The organism is Frateuria sp. GZRR33 (assembly GCF_051900425.1).
Taxonomy (GTDB): Bacteria; Pseudomonadota; Gammaproteobacteria; order Xanthomonadales; family Rhodanobacteraceae; genus Frateuria_A.
Genome location: NZ_JBHZGK010000002.1, coordinates 124,681 through 142,601, shown reverse-complemented (window position 1 = coordinate 142,601; position 17,921 = coordinate 124,681). Strand labels below are relative to the sequence as shown.

The following is a 17,921-nucleotide window of genomic DNA, read 5'->3' as shown; positions in this document are numbered from 1 at the left end:
GCTCTCCAAATCTAACGCGCACGAGCTCGTTTTGTCTCGTTTCGAAGACTGCACGCAGCAGTACGCAACAACCTTGTCGAGTCCCGGAGAACCGGGAGATCCCTGAATAATTCGTTGCCCAGTTAAGGTATACGCAGATTATAAAGCCGAGGGTTGTCTGTGAAATCTTGTTTTGCTGTGTTGAGTAAGCTTTCGAGACTGATGTTTCTGCCTCCACCGCCCTGCTTCAACGTGCGAAGCGCTACGTGCCAAGCAGCTTGACCGGTGGACTTCGACTGGAGGCGGGATAGATCACCACCGGCACGGCTCCACACTTCCTGATCGTTTGGTCCGAATGGGTAGAGCTCAATCAATATCTGTTCAAGAGCTGACCAGTAGTCCGTTTCTTGTACTTCGTCAGCAACTTTCGGGCCGCACAAGGACTTCCTACCACCTTGGCTAAGAGCCACAGGAAAGTTTGCTTCGACATTGTCAGCCTTGAAAACTGGATGCTGGGCATCGGCAAGCAGCTTAGGCACCGCCTCGGATACATAGTGAAAGAGGTCGAAAAGCCGAATGAAGCCGCTTGCGCTCTTGTCGGCAGCCCCGCGCAAGCCTGCCAGCAACGCAGTTGTGAATACGCTATTCCTAGCCCCATGGATTACAGCTGACTCCTCATCAGAGCGGCACGATGCCATCAAGGCGCGTCCACGCCCGACCGCCAACCTCGAGAACGCGTTCTCGCTGTATCCGAATTTTAGATCTCGCCCGCTTCCATCGGTCATGGTCTTAGAGATTGCCGCACCTCCAGCATGACAAGCATCGATGAAGACAAGTAGTCGCGACGCTTTGATTTTATTGAGGGCAACCGATAATTCCACCGAACTAATCGATGTGGTCTCTAGACTAGCTAGGTCGCTATCAAATGTGGCGAGTACGCTTTCCTCACTACTCAGGCCACTCACTATCGCGCCGTGGCCGGAGAAGAACAGGCAAGCCGTGTCTTCAGCGCTCGCCTTATCAGCCAGTTCATCTAGCGCCTTCAACACGGCAGCTCGAGTAGCGTCGACGTTTAGAAGAGTAACGACATTCCGGGGATCATAAGCACAGTAGCCCGGCGACGTTAGGGTCGCAGCGATATCATTGACGTCATTGAGGATCGCGTCAGGGAGGTTAGAGATCTTCTGGTAGGTTGCCACGCCAATGAGAAGAGCGTGCCCTTGCGGGTATCCAATTGCTTTCATCTTTCAGCTAAGAGAGTGTGCGATGGTTAACGCCAGCTAACGATATCGGGGTCGCTAGCATATAGGCGAAGCTTGTAGTTTCCAGGAAAATCTTTGCACATCACCGTGAGGAGCTCACGCGCAGTTGGACGGCCACCATAACGGATCTGGTGCAACGCGCCATGCCAACGCGCCGCTCCATTTTGAGAGATTCCGGGCAACTCGGAATTTTTCCCCCCGGCACGTGACCAAATCTCGCCACTGTCCGGCCCGCTGGGATAGAGCTCGCAAACCTCGCTCTCGAAAGCGATCCATTTCTCGGCAGCGCTAGGCTTTGAGATTCCTAGCAACCAACACATTGTAAAACCGAGCAGGTCTGCGCACAGACGGAGCGCCGGCATTAGGTCTGATCGCCGGTGAGCGCTCTTGTACTCCGCCAGGCAGCTCGCTACTCGTGCCCAGTGGCGGGAGGAAACAAGTGCGCCCATTTGCTCAGCATCCGCCGGGTGAAGGTTGCGGTCCCTTTCCAAGAGATCGCGGAGCCAACTGATGAAAGCTTGTTCTTGGAAGGATGGAAGGGCGCCGATGATCTTTAGGCGTGCATCCAGTGTTACGGATGAACTTCCGAGTGTCGAGCTAAGACTCCCATGCGCCAGGATGACACCCTCTAGAGGCGCCTCAGGGGGAGCAACTGCTACGCCCTTCGCAGCCATGTCCAACCACCCGTTTGCGGTAGCCTGTAGGTAACGGTCTCGTTGTGAAGGAAGGAGGGACCACAGCTTCGCCCTTTGAGGATTACTGCTCAGGTCGGCCAAAGGCGTCTGTGACAGTGCCTCGATAAGGCTGGCATCGACTGGCCTCCCTTTGTTCAGTTGATCTAGTAGGTTGTCGCGCACTGCAACGGCGTTTTCGGGTGCATCCCATAGAGCGGATTTCCTTTTCATCGCGGCGGCCCACAGCTGTTGCTCGGTGAGATCGTCGCAGCGTAAGGCAGACAGGATCTGAGGATGATCGGCGGCTACGTCCGCACACAACTCAATCAAGCGCAAGTCTTTATGAGTAAGCGTGCATAGCAGCATCTCTTGAGGTGTTGCGTAACGGAGCGCCGACCGCAGCCCAGCAGAGTGACGCGGGTTCCTGTCCACTCCGAGCTGCTTTTTAGTGGCATCAAGGGGGGAAAGCGACGAAGCAAGCACAGCTCCGTGTGCATTAAGCCAGTTCTTCTGCAACAGGCAGGAGCACAAGTCGTCTAAAGCTCCAGCTTTGAACTTTCTAGGCAATGCGTCTGCCAGCTGCTGCTCAACCTCTGCATCAGCCGGGAGAATTCCCAAGACCGTTGCGAAGGCATCTTGGCTACGTCCAGCCCATCTCCAAATCGCTGGAAAGATTGCTCGCTCATCTCGGCTAGCCGCAGCCAAAAGGCCTGCTGTCACAGCCCCGCGCCATTGGGGCACTGCAAGTTCTTCATCGGCCAATGTCCGCACGATCTCAATGAGGTCCCCGTCATCTGCTGAGGCAAATTCGAGGCCGCTGACCAAGCGTTCTACCGCCGACCATAGCCGATGCGTGTTGGCAAATCCGACAAGCGCCAAGTTCCTCATTTGCAGCAACTGCCTGCATCCCGCCCCTGGAATCAGGCGGGCGCTACGAGCGAGTAGCTGATCCTTAACTTCTGCTCCATGCGCAGGCTGCACTGAGAGGCCGTCTACCAAGCGTATGGCAGTCAACAGATCTACGAGGCTTTCGTTGCCGGCGAGAAGTGCATGCAGCTGTTCAAATCGGCCGAGCTCCCTGAGCGTACAAATCTCGAGCGATAGGCTCTTAGCGAGCGTCAGAATATGGTGGACATCGCGCCGGCCGCTCAGAATTCTGGCACATTCGGAATTGGGGTCTTGGTCGTCTCGCTGAACTGTGCGGTACTTCGTCCATCGAGCTTGCAGCTGCTCGGGCGTGCATACAAGCAACGGCGTGGGTCGCTCTACCAAGTCGTTCGGGCCGAAGCTCAGCCGGAAGGCGAAAGTGCGTCTCAAGCTTGGCCAGAGGTTCCGCCAGAGAGAATCGATAACGCTCTCAAATTCATCCACTCCTAGGCGGACAACTGGAGCTAATCCCGTAGAGGCGAGCGCGTTGGCAGCTCCGACCAGTTCCGCAGCAGGCGTGTGCGCGCTGCACGGAGTTTCAAGCTCAAGAGCCTCTCTTGAGGCGGAGCAATCGGCGACCGAGCGAGCCAGCCGCTCGAATAGCCCGGCCAGACAGCCAAGTTCAGAGACATCATCCAGAGCGGCGATCAACGCGTGAGTCAGAACCATTCCGCCCCGCGACGCTTCAGGATCCACGAAGGTGCGCGCAATAACGTAATAGTTATCAATAGGGAAGCCCCGGACGAATGGTGACCACGCCTGGACGCTTGGGGGTACCGTATCAGGGAGATCGAGCCTTGATGCGACAGTGGTGGCTATTGGGGCGTCGGTGCTTGACCACCGGAGCCCGTGGCCTCGACCTTCGATCTCCCCATAAACGGCCTGCTCGACTCGCATAATTGCTTAGGTCTCGCGGGCCATCAGGCGGTAGATAGGCAACGTGATGTCCATGCTCTTTTCCCCATTTGGTAGCACCACATAGCCGAACTCTTCAGGGCCGCGAATTGCATACTCTTGGTCTGCGTCCGTCTTGCTAAGAGGTCTTTCCAGCGCCGATAGACCTATCACAGTGAGCGACGACCAATTGCTGCGAACGAACGACCACAGCATCGGCAGCCGGGCCGCCAGAAGGTCAGCTGGCAGCTCTTCCGTATCAAGCTCATCCCAGCAGCTCAACAAAATCGTCAAACGAGGCGTGCGAAGAGGCTGGTCTAAATGAAGCTGAGCCAAGTAGAGCAGCATTTGCAGGAGCTCAACTGTCCGCGCCTGGTCCGACAATTCCGAAGCGGCTGCCTCGGCGCCGGACTCAGCCGCGGCGAACGAGCGCAATGGACGTGAGAACAAATCGTCTTCAGACCGGAATGTATGCAGTCTTATCAGAAAGACCCAGTCGGACGCCTTTACCACTCGCTCGCGCCAAGCGGGCGGGATCCGGCGCTGCATGACCAAGTGGCGAACCTGTTCACCGCCGTAATCCGGCCAAACCAACTCGGCTTCGCGGCCCGCTTCATCCTTGATCGGCCAAACGCTCTCGACGTACGTGCTAGCCGGTGTGTGATCAGTCGACTTACCCTCGGTCAAGCAACTGAGGGCGGTAGTAAACGCCTCCAGGTTTGTCGGCGCACCTGACATCCGGAGGGCGCATGCTTTCACCATCAAACGCTTCAAAAACTGGGCCCCGTAGTGAGTTTTGCCAACGTTTGACTCACCGACTAGCAGGATGGTTTGTTGAGGGGCCACAGACTATCTCCTACCGAATAGAAAGAGAGGATCGTGACCAGACGCTCCTGTCGCGGGCAGGTCAACCCCAAGCCGCGTGCTGCCAAGAATCCATTGGAAGAGCCCCCGGAAACCATCACCAGCGTCGAGATCGCCGCGTGGATGCACGCTCACCGTAAATTCCGGGACGCTGGATGAGTCTGGAGCGACCGCTTTCCTAATCTGAGCTTCCATGGCTGGCGCTACATCTACGTCGCCCTTAGTCCATACGAGCGCTAATCGCCGACCACGGGACTCGGCTACCGCACGCTGGGCAAGCAACTGAAAATCGTTCCGCGCCGCCCCCATCTTGGGGCCAGCGAGTGCTTCACGGTCGGCAATCAGCAGAGTGACGTCTGCGTGCCGAGCGATCCAACGTGCTCCATCGGCGTCGGGCGCCTGCTCGTTGACAGCCCACTTCTGGAACCACTCTCCTGGTGCATCAGCGAAAAGAAAGTCGCGTAGCGCTCCATCCTTTCTGCGAAAGGCAAGGTGAAGCATGCCTGGTGCTCGAGCCGCTCGGCTAGACGTGTGGGACGGGAAGCTCGGAGGCTGACCCGGCTTCCACCGCAAGCAGGCTGCCACCGCCTCCCAGCCTGCCAAAGTGTATGAATTACTAAACGAATTGCCCTCGGCAGTTAGTGCGCCTCGACCCAGCAGAAGATAGAACGCCCCCAAGATGGTCGTCTTACCTGCGCTTTCTGGGCCTACGACACCAACTGTGATGGGCTTGACCTTCCCGCTCAAGAAGTTCAGGTCGGCCTCTCCCATCGCTAAGCCGCTCCATGGGAGCAGCATTTGGTCACCCTCCACCACCGCAATTGCGGTGTCATTGCTGACAGCCTTCCACTCAGGGCACCTGTCGAGCCTCATATGGCCCAGCGTGCAGGTGGTGTTGTCGTCAGCAAAACATTTGGGGTGAGGACACCTATGCATATGCACCCTACTTTTTCTTGGGTCGCTTGGAAGCACCGCCACAGGTAGCTCGTGCGCTTTGAAGCTCTCGAAACAAGTATGTGCCCCACTCAGACGGGGTCATCTTGAACGAAGCGTCCACACCGCTTAGGGCGCGAAACGCCGTTGGATCGGCGGTTCCGGAATCCTGCGGGTGCCCAATCATCGATAGCAATGGTCCTCGCCCAGCTGGCGCAGGTGCGTACTGAGCCGCAAGCGCGCGGAAGGGCTCCATGAGCTTGGTGGCCCGTGCTTCATGCACTAGTCTAAGAATCTCCCGCTCACCCCTGCATTCGTCACTGGTTGCAGCCGGTAGACAGCGAATAGCTTCCCGCAGGAAAGCCGACACGCTCGCAGGCGAGTAGGTTGGAACCTGCTCGTGTAGGTCGAACGCCATCATTGCGGACGCCTCGAAGGGCGGAACGTCTAGATAGCTTGCATGAGTACTTGGGGAATACAGCGCCTCTTTCCACCAAAGAAGGTTCGTCCGGCGCTGGAGTCCTGCCGTCGCGCCACTGAAGCTGGCCAAGGCCCTGTCGACGTGCGTGCTGACCGCTTGCGCCAGCGTAGACAACGGGCCCGAGAAGTCGATGGGAGCTGGCGCAAGCTCTTCAGCCATCTCATCGAGCACCTCCGAGATCGCAACACTCATCCTGCTAGCAAATTCCTGCGACCAGGCGCTCGCATTGTTTTGTGGTGAGTAAGGATTAGGGTCCGCAGGCCCCCACGGCCCGGCAGCAGAATGCATCTTTGCCTTGAGATCATCCCGACCGACCGTGGGTACCGCATAATCCACAGGCAATGGATCGGGCGGGGTATACTTCATCGGGTCGACCGTAATCGTCTCAGGCGTTGCCCACTCTGCTTCAGCACGCGCATCGACCTTTATCTCAATTTCGCTAACCGCCTCGCGCCAAATCTCGCCCTCGTCGGAAGCTTCTGAATGTGCAAGAGCATTGCGAGCGGTGTTCACAAAGGCGACAGCAATTCCGTCGTCAGCTCGCGCCGCTTGTACGGTTGCGTCGAGCAATATGGCCCGCAATACGGCGACAGGACGGCCGGCAAATGCGTTTGCAACAGTCTGCCACTGATTGCGAAGTGCGGTCATTGCCTCATCTAGAACTGGCTCCGTAGCCGGAATGTTGGGGTCAGCCGCCACCATCGTGAAGCTGATGGCCTTTGATGGTGATTTCCGGAGAGCTGCAGACAGTTCTTTTGTGGCAGCTCGCAGCTTGTCTAGCTTCGCGTCATCGCCTTTTAAATCAATTATTCCAACTTCAAGAAATCTCAGAAGAAATTCATGCTCCATCACTGCTCCTGATTTGTCGTACTACCCCGGAATAATTGACGAAATCCCAATTATTCGCCGAATCCACCTAACAGCTTGAATCGAACACCCCACGGCTGACGCTCGCCGGTCAGCATAACTTGCATCCTCGACCTCCGCGCCGGAACCAGCGGAAGCGCATGTTCTGATGGCCCAGTGCGGCTCGGCGGCACTCCGTCCGCGATCGAGTGCGCGCTCGATGAACCCGTGCCCGAGCTCGGAACTGCAACAATTCCCTCCCCGCGGATTGTCCTGGGACCCTGTTCCTAGCTGAAACTACCTAGAGAGGTCGACGCAGCCGCATCTCCTCCGCAAGCAGAGCACAGCCAACGCTCAGTTTTCGCCGAGTTGCGGAGCGGCTTCGACCTGAACGGTTTGGTTACCTACCTCACTTCTTCTTGGGTGGCGGGGGCGGGGGCGGAGGTGGCGGCGGCGGACGCTTGTTTGTCTCCCTGATCAGGCCTCCCTTCACCTGACGGCGTTCCGTGCCTTCGTTGAGCGGCGATCGCTTGTCTGTCATCTGGATTCCCTTGATGTAACGATGATGGTGCTTCGATAACAAACGTCCCGAGCGGCTTGCTGAGGTAAATCGCATCCAGCTCGTACAGCACGCTGGAATCTTCGTAGTTGTAAACAGTTACGTTCGTAAGAACGACCTCTTGCAGTTCTTTCGTCTCGGAGAACGAACGAACCAAGCCGCGATACGTCTGCCCAGTGGTCTTATCTCGGACATAGACCCAATACACATCCGGAGAGTTCAGGAAATAACTGAAAAGATTCTCGTCTCCGTACTTACTGGATATGCCAACACTTTGCGCCAGACGATGCAAAACCTTCTTGTTTACGCAAGTCGTAGCAAAGAGCGCAACCGCAGGGGATAGACCTGTCGCCCAGGCAACCTCCGTAAAGCTAAGGTCGCGGCCAGAAATGAGTGTCCCCCACAATTGAAGAGACACCCTCGGCTGCAGGAATGGCATGTGCCTATCAAAGGCACTAACAATCCAAACAATCCCTTGTAGCAAGACGTACGAGCTAACTCCAAACACGAACGTGTAAACAGTGTACTTGAAGGTATTCCAGCGCTCAGCATGGACGAGAAGCTTGTCGCACACAATTGTCGCGATCAAGCCCGGGAATGAAATTAGACCAATCAGGACCGCGAGTTGGCTCATACATTAAATCTATGATTGAGGACTACGTGAACGCGCGCTCACCTGGATGAGGCTAAGGCGAGAAATTGTAGCTTTACTGGATAAAACCTCGCGGACCACTTGATGAAGGAATATCACAGCCATAGTAGGCGGCAACGCCACGGTCCACAAACGTCCGCACGAGCGCATATCGGCGAGCTATCTCAGTCAACGTCACTTCACCCTGACTCCCAGCGATGTGATGCGTAGCGACGCCATAAGATTAGCGGGATCGCAGTCCAAGTGAGTGTTCCATCAGATGAGCTTGTGCAAGGCGTAGCGGACCACGCCCCATACCTCGAATTCGTCGCCTTCGGCGATGACGCGATCCTCGTAGTGTGGGTTTTCAGCTTTCAGGTACGGGCGCCCGTTCGCCATATAGCGCAGGCGCTTGCAGGTGGCCTTGCCCTGATAGACGGCAATCACGATCGAGCCATTGCGGGGTTCGAGTGCGCGATCGACCACCAGCTCGTCGCCATCATTGATGCCCGTGCCGGTCATAGAGTGGCCCTTGGCGCGCACCAGGTAGGTTGCCTCCCGATGACGCGGGTCCATCACCACCGTGTTGAGATCGATCGGGTTCTCTTCGTAGTCCTCGGCGGGTGACGCAAAGCCGCACGGCACCTCGGTGAAGTGCCGCAGCGGCCAAGGGCTTTCCTGGGCGACGGCGCCGATGTGCTCGACGCCATCAGCTTCTTCCCGCCGCAGGCGTTCGATCAGGCTGAGCACCACGGGCACGTGGGGTTCGGGGACGCGGATACGCTGAGAGGGCGCGACGGGTCGGCCGGCCCCGGGGCGGGTGCCCCCGCGGTTGTTGCTGGACATGCTCATGCTGGTTTGATTTCTGGGACAGAAATCAAAGCTACCACGCCCTCCGGCTCAGGACGCGAGACTTGGCGCCCAACCGGCCACGCGCGTGAGATCCAAGGCCATGACGTGCTTTAGGTCGGTACTGCCCTGCGCCTGCACCCTCGGCTGGGTGATCACCGTCCCACCGCATGGGAGAATGAGGGCATGACCGTACCTACCGACGCCTTTCGCCGCTTCCAGGCCGAACTTGCGGCTCTTGAGTCGAATAGCCGCTCACCCAAGACCCATATGGAACAGGCGAAAGAAGAATTTCTTGCCCTCAGGAAGCGATACGGCCTGACGGTTGCGGACGTCGTAACCTTCTTTCCGGAAGAAGAAGGGATCGCCTATCTGCAACAGCTCATCGCGGCGCGCACGCGATAGCACTGGTATTCGGACCTCGCGCCCCCCATGGCTCTGCAAGGCCACCCGTTATCATGGCGTGATGCACACACGCCTCCTGCTTGCTCTCGTCCTCCTCCTGCCCGCCAACCATCTTTACGCATGGGGCCGCGACGGCCATAACGTCGTCTCCCAAATTGCCGACGGTCACCTGACGCCCGCCGCCCGTGCCGAAGTCCAGCGGCTGCTCGCATTGGAACCGGGTGCCACGCTGGAATCCATCGCCTCGTGGGCCGACGAGCACCGCAGTCCCGCCACCAGCAAGTGGCACTACGTCAATTTCCCGCGCGGCTCGGACCTCCATTACTCACCAGATCTGTGTCCAGGCGGCGATCAATGCCTCGTTGCTGCGCTCAAACGCCAGGAGCTCGTCCTGGGCAATCGCCATGCCTCGGACGAGGACCGGGCGAAAGCGCTGCGCTACGTGGTCCACCTGGTGGGTGACGCCCACCAACCTCTGCATGCCGGCTACGGTGACGACAAGGGCGGGAATACGTACCAGGTGCGCTGGCAGGGTCGCGGCTCGAACCTACACCACGTTTGGGACACGGGGCTGATCGAAACATTTGGGCAAGCGCCCACCGAACTGGCTCAGCGTATCGAGCGAGACCTGCCCCAAGTGGCGACCGGTGGAGATGTCGAGGATTGGGTTCACGAGAGCGGCGCGCTGTTCAGCTTGCCAGGCTTCTACCCACCCCGCAAGATCAGTACGGAATACGTTCGGACATGGCATCCCGTGGTCGAGCAGCGTCTGGAACAGGCAGGATTGCGACTGGCCGCAGTGCTCAACCGGTTGCTGGGCTAACGACAGACGCAGCCGCCATCCACTGCCGCTGCATCGCGAAGCGGCATCCAAACTCTACGCGGCGGCCGTGGCTTCGAATGTTCGCGGCGGATGTTGCTCCAGCAGCAACGATTTCTCGGGAATCACCAGCTCCACCGTCACTTCAGACCCCGTGCGCTCGTGGTAGTCGCGACCGAGCTTGCGCGCATGTTTGATGGCGCTGGCTAGCGCAAGTGCGTCGGCCAGGCAGGTCGCACCTTGACGCACACGCCAGCCAACGACGCCTTCTTCGACGCAAAAGACAGACCGCATAAGCCACACACCAGGTAAGGAAGGGCCCCGGTCATCGGTCCGCGCCTGGACACCCATGGTCGGCTCGCGCCTGACTCCCTGTCGCCTTGGTCCTGACTCGCGGGGCAGCCATAGCTTGTTCGGCGCCACCGTGCTTGCCTATCAGGCGCCCGCGACCCAATCTGTAAGGCAATGCCGACAACTGCCCGGGTGCGCTGCCAAGGCATGGCAGCGCCCACTATCGCAGTCGAACGGCGTCGCATCGCTGGTGCTCGATGTCGACCCAGCCTCGATTCCCCTCAGATGGGGTGAGACTTACCGAGCGGCAGCTGCAGTTGCACCTGCCATGGGCCGCCACCGGTTCGCTCGAGCAGCACGACCGCCCTACACGCTGCACGAATTCCCTCGCCACCGCCAGGCAATGCTGCGTTGAGCGCCGCCATCACTTCTTCGCGTGCATCTCGTACATGGCGCGCGACCGATAGGTGCGGTGCGTATCGCGGGAACGGATCCTCAGGCAAGCGCCGCTCGAAGATCTTTTCTACAGCCGCGCGTAGGGCGACGAACGACGCCATCGGTTCGGGGTCGAGGAACACAGTCGTCGGGAAGAGAGAAACGCGCGCAAGGGTGTAGTGGAAGCTCGGCACAGAGGCGACCGCGTCCGCCAGCATCGCCTGGTCGCGCGGGCTAAGCGCCCTGAGCGGGAGGAAGGGGTAACGGAGGGTGATGTGCGCGTCCAGCCCACGCCGCACTGAGGGGTCCCAGCGCTCTCGCAGAGGGCCGACAACCGGGTCGGCCTCAGGCGTCAGTACGGCCAGAAACGCCGCCATGCGCATGCACTTCGCGGTAGGCCGAGAGCGCCGCGGCCTCGTCGAACTCACCCGGGCCGTACAACCCCGCGACGTCGCAGAACTCGACAAAGGCCTGCTCACAGGCCTTGCAGCCACATTCTCCGGCGCAACGGCTCGGGCACCCATGGACACAGGTGCACGGCAGCTCGCGGTCCGGGGCAGCTTCGATCTGCGATGGGTCCGGGAAATAGCCTTGCGTATGCGGGTAGCGGCGGCGGCCTTCGGGTGTGGGCTCAGTCATGGCTCGATTTTACGCGGTCGTCTCGACGCCGTCCGGTCACGCGGCGAGCCTGTGTTGGTAGTACGGCCGCGCCCGGTCATCCAGAATGGCGTACAGGGCCTCGCGTGGCGCCACGGCTGGATTCAGCCAGGCATCGACGTGCTCGGGCTTGATCGGGACGATGCAGCGGTCGTGGCCTGCGGCCGCAACTTCCGGGGGTGGTTCGTCCGTGATGGCCGCGAAGGTGAAAAGGTCCGATCCGTTGTCCGCGCCCTTGGAAACGTTCCACAGACAAGCCACCAGCATGTCCTGAGGCGGCTGCGGGTCAAAGGCGAGTACCACGTTCTCCTCCCTTTCTCCCTCTGCCAGCGCTCTACCCTCGAGCCGGTGGCGGGCCACATTCTCATAAAAGCGTGTGACCACCAGAATGCCATGGCGGTAGCCAAAGAGTTGGCTCCAGGATTCCTCCAGCTTGTCCCGCCGGGCGTTGTAGGTGCCGGGATACTTGCGCTCCACGGCCGCGCTCCAGTCTGGCATGCGGCACTGGTAGCGCATGGGCACCACAAACCGCTGGCCATCGCGCTCGATCAGCACAGGCGCATACGAACCCGGGAAGATTCGAGCATCGTCATCGACCAGGTCACGCCGCTGGAGTGCCGCCAGGTTGGCTTCTGTCGCCGCGATCTTGTTTGTTGCGATGCGCTTGTCTTCGGCCGCCTTCTTGGTGGGCTTGGGGCCCGCCAGCACTGCTTCCGCCTTGGTCAGACGCTCCCGCTGGGCCGCCAGATCCTCCCGGTAGCGCTGCTCCAATTCGCGATCCCCCTCAGCCACGAGCTTGGCAAGCTCAAAGCCCACCTCGCTATCCGGGTGCCGGAAGCTTTCACGAAGGGCTTTGGGGATCTTCGACCACGTGCCGTCCCGGCGGCGTTCCCAGAACAGCTCGGTAAAGCGCTGAAGGCTGACCGTCGCGCCAAAGTGGCGCACATAGCGGACGTAGTCGGCCTTGATCTGGGCGGAGTAGCACATGGCGGACGCTCCGGCGTAGGGAGGGATCAGCATACCGGCCGGGGCGTCGAGGTCGCGCGGAGGTGCGCACCTCGCCAGTCATCAACCAACGAGCTTGCCTGCCAGTCTCATCGGGCGAGACGCGCCCTCGATCTACTGCCACCAAGTACCAAAGGTGGCTCCCATTGAACGCTCTCCCTGATCGTTACAGCGCTCTCCCTGATCGTTACCAAGCGTCGGACGATCTCGTACTGCGCGGCCCGAGCGACGGGCGCGCGCTAGCCCAACGGTTATCCAATCGCTACGCCGAGCGCGTCACCGGCTCCTTCGTGGTGCCGGGCCGCGAGGGCTCGTTTGCTCCCTTGCCTGCGGGCCTTCCGCCGGCACTTGCCGGGGCCCTGCGATCGCGCGGCATCGAGGCGCTCTACAGCCACCAAGCCGAGGCCTGGGACGCGACTCAGCGCGGCGAGCAGTTGGCGATCGTGACGCCGACCGCATCCGGCAAATCCCTCTGCTACACCCTGCCGGTCCTCAGTGCCGCGATGAAGCAAGGTGCCAAGGCGCTGTACCTGTTTCCGACCAAGGCACTGGCCCAGGACCAGGTTGCCGAGCTGCTGGAGCTCAACAAGGCCGGCGAGCTGGGGGTCAAGGCCTTCACGTTCGATGGCGACACCCCCGGCGATGCCCGCCAAGCGATCCGCCTGCACGGCGACATCGTAGTGAGTAACCCTGACATGCTGCACCAGGCAATCCTGCCGCATCACACGAAATGGGCGCAGTTCTTCGAGAACCTGCGCTACGTGGTGATCGACGAGGTGCATACCTACCGCGGCGTGTTCGGCTCACACGTGGCCAACGTGATTCGCCGGCTTAAGCGCGTGTGCGCGTTCTACGGCGTCACCCCTCAGTTCATCCTGTGCTCGGCGACCATCGGCAACCCCAAGGAGCACGTCGAGGCGCTCATCGAACACCCGGTCACCGCCATCACCCAGAGCGGTGCGCCCTCGGGCGACAAGCACGTGTTGCTGTGGAATCCACCCGTGGTCAACCCCGATCTTGGTCTACGCGCCTCGGCACGTTCGCAGACCAACCGGATCGCCCGGCTGGCCATCAAGGCGGGCATGAAGACGCTGGTGTTCGCGCAAAGCCGCACGATGGTCGAGGTGCTAACCAAGTACCTGAAGGACGTCTTCGATCACGACCCGCGCAAGCCGCCGCGCATCCGCGCCTACCGCGGCGGCTACCTGCCCACCGAACGCCGGGCCGCCGAGCGGGAAATGCGTGCCGGAAGCATCGACGGCATCGTGAGCACCTCAGCGCTCGAGCTGGGCGTGGACATCGGCAGCCTGGATGTCGTGGTGCTCAACGGCTACCCCGGTTCCATGGCGGCGACCTGGCAGCGGTTCGGCCGGGCCGGCCGGCGTCAGCAGCCGGCGCTGGGCGTGCTGGTAGCCAGCAGCGATCCCCTGGACCAGTACCTGGTGCGCCATCCGGAGTTCTTCGAAGGCGCCCCACCCGAGCATGCGCGCATCGCGGCCGACCAGCCGCTGATCCTGCTCGACCATATCCGCTGCGCGGCCTTCGAGCTTCCGTTCGTGGGCGACGAGGTATTCGGGCCGGGTACGGCCACGCCCTGGCTGGAAGTGCTCGGCGAGGAGGGCGTGCTGCACCGCGAGGGCGACCGCTGGGAATGGATCGCCGACAGCTATCCGGCCAACGCCGTCTCGCTGCGCAGCGTGGCCGATGGCAACTTCGTGGTCGTCGATCGCACCGGCGGCAAGCAGACCATCATTGCCGAAGTCGACTACACCGCCGTGCCAGTGACGCTCTATGAAGGGGCGATCCACATGATCCAGTCGGTGCCCTACCAGGTCGAGCGGCTGGACTGGGAGGGCCGCAAGGCCTTCGTGACGCGCACCCACGTGGACTACTACACCGACGCCATCGACTACACCAAGCTCAAGGTGCTCGACAGCTTCGGCAGCTCCAGCGCGGGGCGCGGCGAGGCCCACCACGGCGAGGTGCACGTGGTCCGGCGCGTGGCCGGCTACAAGAAGATCCGCTACTACACCCACGAAAACATCGGTTACGGCCCGGTCAACCTGCCTGACCAGGAGCTGCACACCACCGCGGTCTGGTGGCAGCTTGCCCAGCGCGAGCTTGAACAGGCCTTTGATGGCCGGCAGCAGGCACTGGACGGTTTCCTCGGGGCCGCCTATGCCTTGCACATTGTCGCCACCGTGGCAGTGATGGCTGAGTCGCGCGACCTGCAGAAGTCGGTGGGAAGTGCCGACGGGGCGTGGTTCGTCGCCTCGGACATCGCGGGCCGCGGCCAGCTGCGCGGGATGGATGGACAGCCAACGGCACTGGCGTCCGATGCACCCTTCACCCCGACGGTTTATCTCTACGACGCCTTCCCCGGCGGCGTGGGCCTGAGCGCGCCGTTGTTCGAGCGCCGCGAGGATCTGGTGCGCCTGGCCATAACGTTAGTTGAGCGCTGCGACTGCGCCGCCGGCTGCCCGGCCTGCGTCGGACCGATCCTGGCCGCGGACGAAGCGGCCGGGGACACGCCCAAGGCCTTGGCCTCGCGGGTCCTAGGCCTGCTGGGGGCCCTGTGAGCGCGCTTGCCGACCGGCTGCGTCAACTGCGCGCGCAATCCGGGCTGTCGATTTCCGCGGCCGAGGTGGCGCCGCCGAAACCCAACTTGGCCGCCGACGTGCTGCGCCTGATCCAGGGCCGTTCGCGGCTGCAGCGCGCGGAACCCCGTACATTTTCAACGGATCGCTTCGTGCCTGGCGAAGAGATCGCAAGCGGACTGTTCCTCACGGAAGCGGTGGTGGACTGGCTCCCGCCGCCGCCCGTGATCGACACGGCGTTCGCCCGCTGGAGTGAGCCGGTCGCCAGCGGCCGACTGGTTCATTTCGATACGGAAACAACCGGGCTCGCCGGCGGCACTGGCACGCGTGCGTTCATGATCGGCGCGGCTCATTGGGAGGCAGACGGCCGGTTCCGGTTGCGCCAGTTGACGATCACCACCATGGCCGCCGAGACGGCGATGTTGCAGGCCTTCGCCGAATGGCTTCGCGAAGACACTGTACTCGTCAGCTATAACGGAAAGTGCTACGACGCGCCGCTACTCGCTACCCGCTATCGCCTAGCTCGGCTGCCCAACCCGCTCATCGGCCTCGGTCACCTTGACCTGCTCCACCCCGTCCGTCGGCGCTGGAAGGGTGTGTGGGAGAACTGTCGCCTCGCGACTGCCGAACGGCAGCTCCTCAAAGTGGTACGCGACGACGACCTCCCAGGATCAGAGGCGCCAGCTGCCTGGTTAACCTTCCTTCGAGGTGGACCTGCAACTGACCTGCGTCGCGTAGCTCAGCACAACGCCCAAGACCTGCGCAGCTTGGCGGGTGTACTGCTGCACGTGTCAGCTCTTGGAGAATACGTGCCTACGAAATGTAAGCCTGCTACGCACCAAATCGATGACCAAGAGCAGGCTTGCGTAGGGACTAGTGCCCCCTCTTCTCACGAAGCCGCTCTGCAAACCGTCCGATGAAGTCTGCCATGGCGCCACGAAACCGCAGCGCCTCTGGAGGCAAGGCAACCCCGAGTTCACGAGCGATACTGGTCGCGTATCGCAGCTGTGCGTCCGTGGGTGGCTTCAGGTCTGCGTCCAGGCAATCGGTCAATGCCTGCGCGAAGCTCGTTGCAAGTCGCTTTTGAAAGCCCTCTGCTCTCCCTGCCTCCAGAGAACGTTCGTACTGGATCTGCCACGCCTCTTGGATTGACGGATCCAACGGGATCCCAACTTCGATGTCTTCGCTGAAGAGCAGTTGCAGAGGCATGGTGGCTCCGGTGCAACCAAAGTTGGTTGCCTGTACGCGATGCTACGAAACTCGTAGTATCGCAGGCAAGCCGGAACTACGAGCCTCGTAGGGTCTCCCTACCAGGCTCAAGATGTGCCACGCGCGACAGACGTACGGCTGGTTTTTCAGCGCCGGCTCAAGGAGGTACGGCTCGCGCGCCAGCTCTCACAGAAGGAACTTGGCATCCATGCAGGCTTGGATCCCTTCGTGGCTAGTACACGAATAAATCGATACGAGCTGGGGGTCCACCAGCCGGACCTGGCTAGCATTGAACGGCTTGCTCGAGCTCTGCGGGTGCCCACTGCCTACCTGTTCACCGACGACGACCGCCTAGCTCGGCTGATACTGGCCTTTGAACGGCTATTGCCAGTCGAGAAGGATCGCCTCCTGAAATCTATTGAAAACGCATGATGTACGCGGATTAAAGAAAGGTTCCCCCGGGACGGTGCCCCCAATCAATTCGTTCACGCGACCCGGCACGGGAGCATAAGTGCGGTCTAGCTAGCTCAATTCCGGTTGCCTAATTCCGCAAGACCTCTTTTCTATACCCTTTCTGTCGTCGCGCCTTGTGTCTCTCATGGAGGGGAAGCATCAGCAGATACAGTGCAACGCCCCATCCCGGAGACCGCGAATGACTATGCCAGACGAACGCACTCGCAGCATGCTGCAGGCAGGGGCCTTCCTGAAGGAATTGAGCATGCATCCGCGCGTCCCGGCTGCCATCCGCGAGGAGGCTCGTCGGCTCGCACGGCACTACCCAACCGAAAGCACGCTGCGTCTACTAGCAAGCCTAGCTGGCGGGTCGAACATTCTCACACCAAACATTGACCCCGCCTGGTTAGAGCAATACGCGCCCGGGGCACCCACCAACTAGCCTTAGGATCACCTGATTCGCTCGCCAAAAGAGTCGTCTTCAGCTATCACGCGACGCAAATGGCTGCTTGGGAGCCCCTCCCCCAAGAGGCAAGCCTGTCAGGCGCACTTGTTTGGTTCAGACCTCTCCCGATCTATTCTCAGAAGCGAGGCATCAAGTTCGAACTTCGTGAGCCCCCTTTTGTGAGCGTTGTACTGCCACGTGACAAATTGAGTAAGGCCTAAGGCGCTTACGCCTGGCCCTGCCGGACATCCGCATCAGCACGATCTGACCCGAAGCCCAATGAAGCTCCCGCCATCACTTCACCGAGCGCCCTCGATTGATTCTCGGTAGGTCAGCTTCCAACTGCGCCTCGGTCATGCCGTGCTTGTAGGCGTTGTATTGCCAGCGAACGAATCGCTCCAACAACGCGCTGTTTTGCGCCTTGAGCTCATCAATCTCACTCTGCTGGCGAGCAAGCCGCCGCGCTGCAATGGCAAGGCTGCTGGGCATCGGAGCGCGAGCACCGCGGATCTTTAATCCGTCGCGCCTCGCTTTATAAGCGATCTTGATTGCGTCATTCGAGTGCAGCGTCTGCCTGGAAGGCCTGCGACCAAGGAGTTGAGCGGCCTCAGCACATATCCTCTCCCAGGTGATTTTCGCGTCTGGCCACCCGCGAATACATTCCACGATGACCTTTACCTCACGAGACTTGAGGTGCTGAGCCAT

19 protein-coding genes are annotated in these 17,921 nt (G+C 60.6%); 6 read left to right on the top strand and 13 right to left on the bottom strand.

What is annotated here, in order from left to right; translation table 11 throughout:
• Positions 1-122: 122 nt before the first annotated feature.
• From ACFWZU_RS03020 to ACFWZU_RS02990, 7 genes are all read right to left on the bottom strand, one after another.
• Entirely contained in the window at positions 123-1,223 is a 1,101-nt protein-coding gene (locus ACFWZU_RS03020; protein ID WP_439699931.1) for a caspase family protein, read from the bottom strand.
• 26 nt (positions 1,224-1,249) lie between these two features.
• Positions 1,250-3,739 carry an effector-associated domain EAD1-containing protein gene (locus ACFWZU_RS03015; RefSeq protein WP_439699930.1) on the bottom strand — a complete coding sequence of 830 codons (2,490 nt, stop codon included), beginning with the start codon at positions 3,737-3,739 and terminating at the stop codon, positions 1,250-1,252.
• A gap of 6 nt (positions 3,740-3,745) precedes the next feature.
• A complete protein-coding gene (locus tag ACFWZU_RS03010) occupies positions 3,746-4,582 on the bottom strand; it encodes a hypothetical protein (RefSeq protein WP_439699929.1) in 837 nt (278 codons plus the stop codon).
• A gap of 3 nt (positions 4,583-4,585) precedes the next feature.
• Positions 4,586-5,371: a TRAFAC clade GTPase domain-containing protein gene (locus ACFWZU_RS03005; RefSeq protein ID WP_439700169.1), complete on the bottom strand. Its 786-nt coding sequence runs from the start codon at positions 5,369-5,371 to the stop codon at positions 4,586-4,588.
• 172 nt (positions 5,372-5,543) lie between these two features.
• Positions 5,544-6,863 (bottom strand): GTPase-associated system all-helical protein GASH, encoded by a 1,320-nt coding sequence (locus ACFWZU_RS03000; protein WP_439699928.1) that lies wholly within the window; start codon positions 6,861-6,863, stop codon positions 5,544-5,546.
• Between the two features lie 401 nt (positions 6,864-7,264).
• Positions 7,265-8,053, bottom strand: coding sequence for a hypothetical protein (locus tag ACFWZU_RS02995; RefSeq protein ID WP_439699927.1), 789 nt, complete (start codon positions 8,051-8,053; stop codon positions 7,265-7,267).
• Between the two features lie 273 nt (positions 8,054-8,326).
• The gene (locus ACFWZU_RS02990) at positions 8,327-8,896 is read right to left on the bottom strand and encodes a LexA family protein (protein ID WP_439699926.1); all 570 of its coding nucleotides are present in this window, start codon (positions 8,894-8,896) and stop codon (positions 8,327-8,329) included.
• A 189-nt stretch (positions 8,897-9,085) separates the two neighbouring features.
• Here ACFWZU_RS02990 and ACFWZU_RS02985 point away from each other — a divergent pair, with 189 nt between their 5' ends.
• A complete protein-coding gene (locus ACFWZU_RS02985; protein ID WP_439699925.1) occupies positions 9,086-9,304 on the top strand; it encodes a 2-hydroxyacyl-CoA dehydratase in 219 nt (72 codons plus the stop codon).
• Between the two features lie 61 nt (positions 9,305-9,365).
• The gene (locus tag ACFWZU_RS02980) at positions 9,366-10,127 is read left to right on the top strand and encodes a S1/P1 nuclease (protein WP_439699924.1); all 762 of its coding nucleotides are present in this window, start codon (positions 9,366-9,368) and stop codon (positions 10,125-10,127) included.
• Positions 10,128-10,181: 54 nt separating this feature from the next.
• Here the strand turns inward: ACFWZU_RS02980 and ACFWZU_RS02975 are convergent, their stop codons facing one another.
• The 4 genes from ACFWZU_RS02975 to ACFWZU_RS02960 form a co-directional block, all read right to left on the bottom strand.
• Positions 10,182-10,373: a hypothetical protein gene (locus tag ACFWZU_RS02975; RefSeq protein ID WP_439699923.1), complete on the bottom strand. Its 192-nt coding sequence runs from the start codon at positions 10,371-10,373 to the stop codon at positions 10,182-10,184.
• A gap of 323 nt (positions 10,374-10,696) precedes the next feature.
• The gene (locus tag ACFWZU_RS02970; RefSeq protein WP_439699922.1) at positions 10,697-11,227 is read right to left on the bottom strand and encodes a 2'-5' RNA ligase family protein; all 531 of its coding nucleotides are present in this window, start codon (positions 11,225-11,227) and stop codon (positions 10,697-10,699) included.
• On the bottom strand, positions 11,196-11,489 hold the full coding sequence (locus ACFWZU_RS02965; protein WP_439699921.1) for a hypothetical protein: 294 nt from the start codon (positions 11,487-11,489) through the stop codon (positions 11,196-11,198). Before ACFWZU_RS02965 ends, ACFWZU_RS02970 begins: the two co-directional genes overlap by 32 nt.
• A gap of 36 nt (positions 11,490-11,525) precedes the next feature.
• Entirely contained in the window at positions 11,526-12,494 is a 969-nt protein-coding gene (locus ACFWZU_RS02960; RefSeq protein ID WP_439699920.1) for an SOS response-associated peptidase family protein, read from the bottom strand.
• A gap of 230 nt (positions 12,495-12,724) precedes the next feature.
• On the opposite strand from ACFWZU_RS02960, the gene ACFWZU_RS02955 reads away from it, so the two are divergent.
• Positions 12,725-15,091: a DEAD/DEAH box helicase gene (locus tag ACFWZU_RS02955; RefSeq protein WP_439700168.1), complete on the top strand. Its 2,367-nt coding sequence runs from the start codon at positions 12,725-12,727 to the stop codon at positions 15,089-15,091.
• Positions 15,088-16,029 carry a ribonuclease H-like domain-containing protein gene (locus ACFWZU_RS02950; RefSeq protein ID WP_439699919.1) on the top strand — a complete coding sequence of 314 codons (942 nt, stop codon included), beginning with the start codon at positions 15,088-15,090 and terminating at the stop codon, positions 16,027-16,029. The genes ACFWZU_RS02955 and ACFWZU_RS02950 overlap by 4 nt, the downstream gene beginning before the upstream one ends.
• Here the strand turns inward: ACFWZU_RS02950 and ACFWZU_RS02945 are convergent.
• Positions 15,983-16,318, bottom strand: a complete 336-nt coding sequence (locus ACFWZU_RS02945; RefSeq protein ID WP_439699918.1) for a hypothetical protein — start codon at positions 16,316-16,318, stop codon at positions 15,983-15,985. The two genes, ACFWZU_RS02950 and ACFWZU_RS02945, sit on opposite strands and share 47 nt — an antisense overlap.
• Before the next feature lie 114 nt (positions 16,319-16,432).
• On the opposite strand from ACFWZU_RS02945, the gene ACFWZU_RS02940 reads away from it, so the two are divergent.
• Together ACFWZU_RS02940 and ACFWZU_RS02935 are read left to right on the top strand one after the other, a co-directional pair.
• On the top strand, positions 16,433-16,750 hold the full coding sequence (locus ACFWZU_RS02940; protein WP_439699917.1) for a helix-turn-helix domain-containing protein: 318 nt from the start codon (positions 16,433-16,435) through the stop codon (positions 16,748-16,750).
• A gap of 166 nt (positions 16,751-16,916) precedes the next feature.
• A complete protein-coding gene (locus ACFWZU_RS02935; protein ID WP_439699916.1) occupies positions 16,917-17,213 on the top strand; it encodes a BPSL0761 family protein in 297 nt (98 codons plus the stop codon).
• A 297-nt stretch (positions 17,214-17,510) separates the two neighbouring features.
• Here the strand turns inward: ACFWZU_RS02935 and ACFWZU_RS02930 are convergent, their stop codons facing one another.
• Positions 17,511-17,921 (bottom strand): hypothetical protein, encoded by a 411-nt coding sequence (locus tag ACFWZU_RS02930; RefSeq protein ID WP_439699915.1) that lies wholly within the window; start codon positions 17,919-17,921, stop codon positions 17,511-17,513.

Excerpts from the sequence above, each read along its gene's own strand:
- ACFWZU_RS03020 (WP_439699931.1), bottom strand. The coding sequence starts at position 1,223 with ATGAAAGCAATTGGATACCCGCAAGGGCACGCTCTTCTCATTGGCGTG.
- ACFWZU_RS03015 (WP_439699930.1), bottom strand. The coding sequence starts at position 3,739 with ATGCGAGTCGAGCAGGCCGTTTATGGGGAGATCGAAGGTCGAGGCCAC.
- ACFWZU_RS03005 (WP_439700169.1), bottom strand. The coding sequence starts at position 5,371 with ATGGGAGAGGCCGACCTGAACTTCTTGAGCGGGAAGGTCAAGCCCATC.
- ACFWZU_RS03000 (WP_439699928.1), bottom strand. The coding sequence starts at position 6,863 with ATGGAGCATGAATTTCTTCTGAGATTTCTTGAAGTTGGAATAATTGAT.
- ACFWZU_RS02995 (WP_439699927.1), bottom strand. The coding sequence starts at position 8,053 with ATGAGCCAACTCGCGGTCCTGATTGGTCTAATTTCATTCCCGGGCTTG.
- ACFWZU_RS02990 (WP_439699926.1), bottom strand. The coding sequence starts at position 8,896 with ATGTCCAGCAACAACCGCGGGGGCACCCGCCCCGGGGCCGGCCGACCC.
- ACFWZU_RS02985 (WP_439699925.1), top strand. The coding sequence starts at position 9,086 with ATGACCGTACCTACCGACGCCTTTCGCCGCTTCCAGGCCGAACTTGCG.
- ACFWZU_RS02980 (WP_439699924.1), top strand. The coding sequence starts at position 9,366 with ATGCACACACGCCTCCTGCTTGCTCTCGTCCTCCTCCTGCCCGCCAAC.
- ACFWZU_RS02970 (WP_439699922.1), bottom strand. The coding sequence starts at position 11,227 with ATGGCGGCGTTTCTGGCCGTACTGACGCCTGAGGCCGACCCGGTTGTC.
- ACFWZU_RS02965 (WP_439699921.1), bottom strand. The coding sequence starts at position 11,489 with ATGACTGAGCCCACACCCGAAGGCCGCCGCCGCTACCCGCATACGCAA.
- ACFWZU_RS02960 (WP_439699920.1), bottom strand. The coding sequence starts at position 12,494 with ATGTGCTACTCCGCCCAGATCAAGGCCGACTACGTCCGCTATGTGCGC.
- ACFWZU_RS02945 (WP_439699918.1), bottom strand. The coding sequence starts at position 16,318 with ATGCCTCTGCAACTGCTCTTCAGCGAAGACATCGAAGTTGGGATCCCG.
- ACFWZU_RS02935 (WP_439699916.1), top strand. The coding sequence starts at position 16,917 with ATGGAGGGGAAGCATCAGCAGATACAGTGCAACGCCCCATCCCGGAGA.
- ACFWZU_RS02930 (WP_439699915.1), bottom strand. The coding sequence starts at position 17,921 with ATGGCTCAGCACCTCAAGTCTCGTGAGGTAAAGGTCATCGTGGAATGT.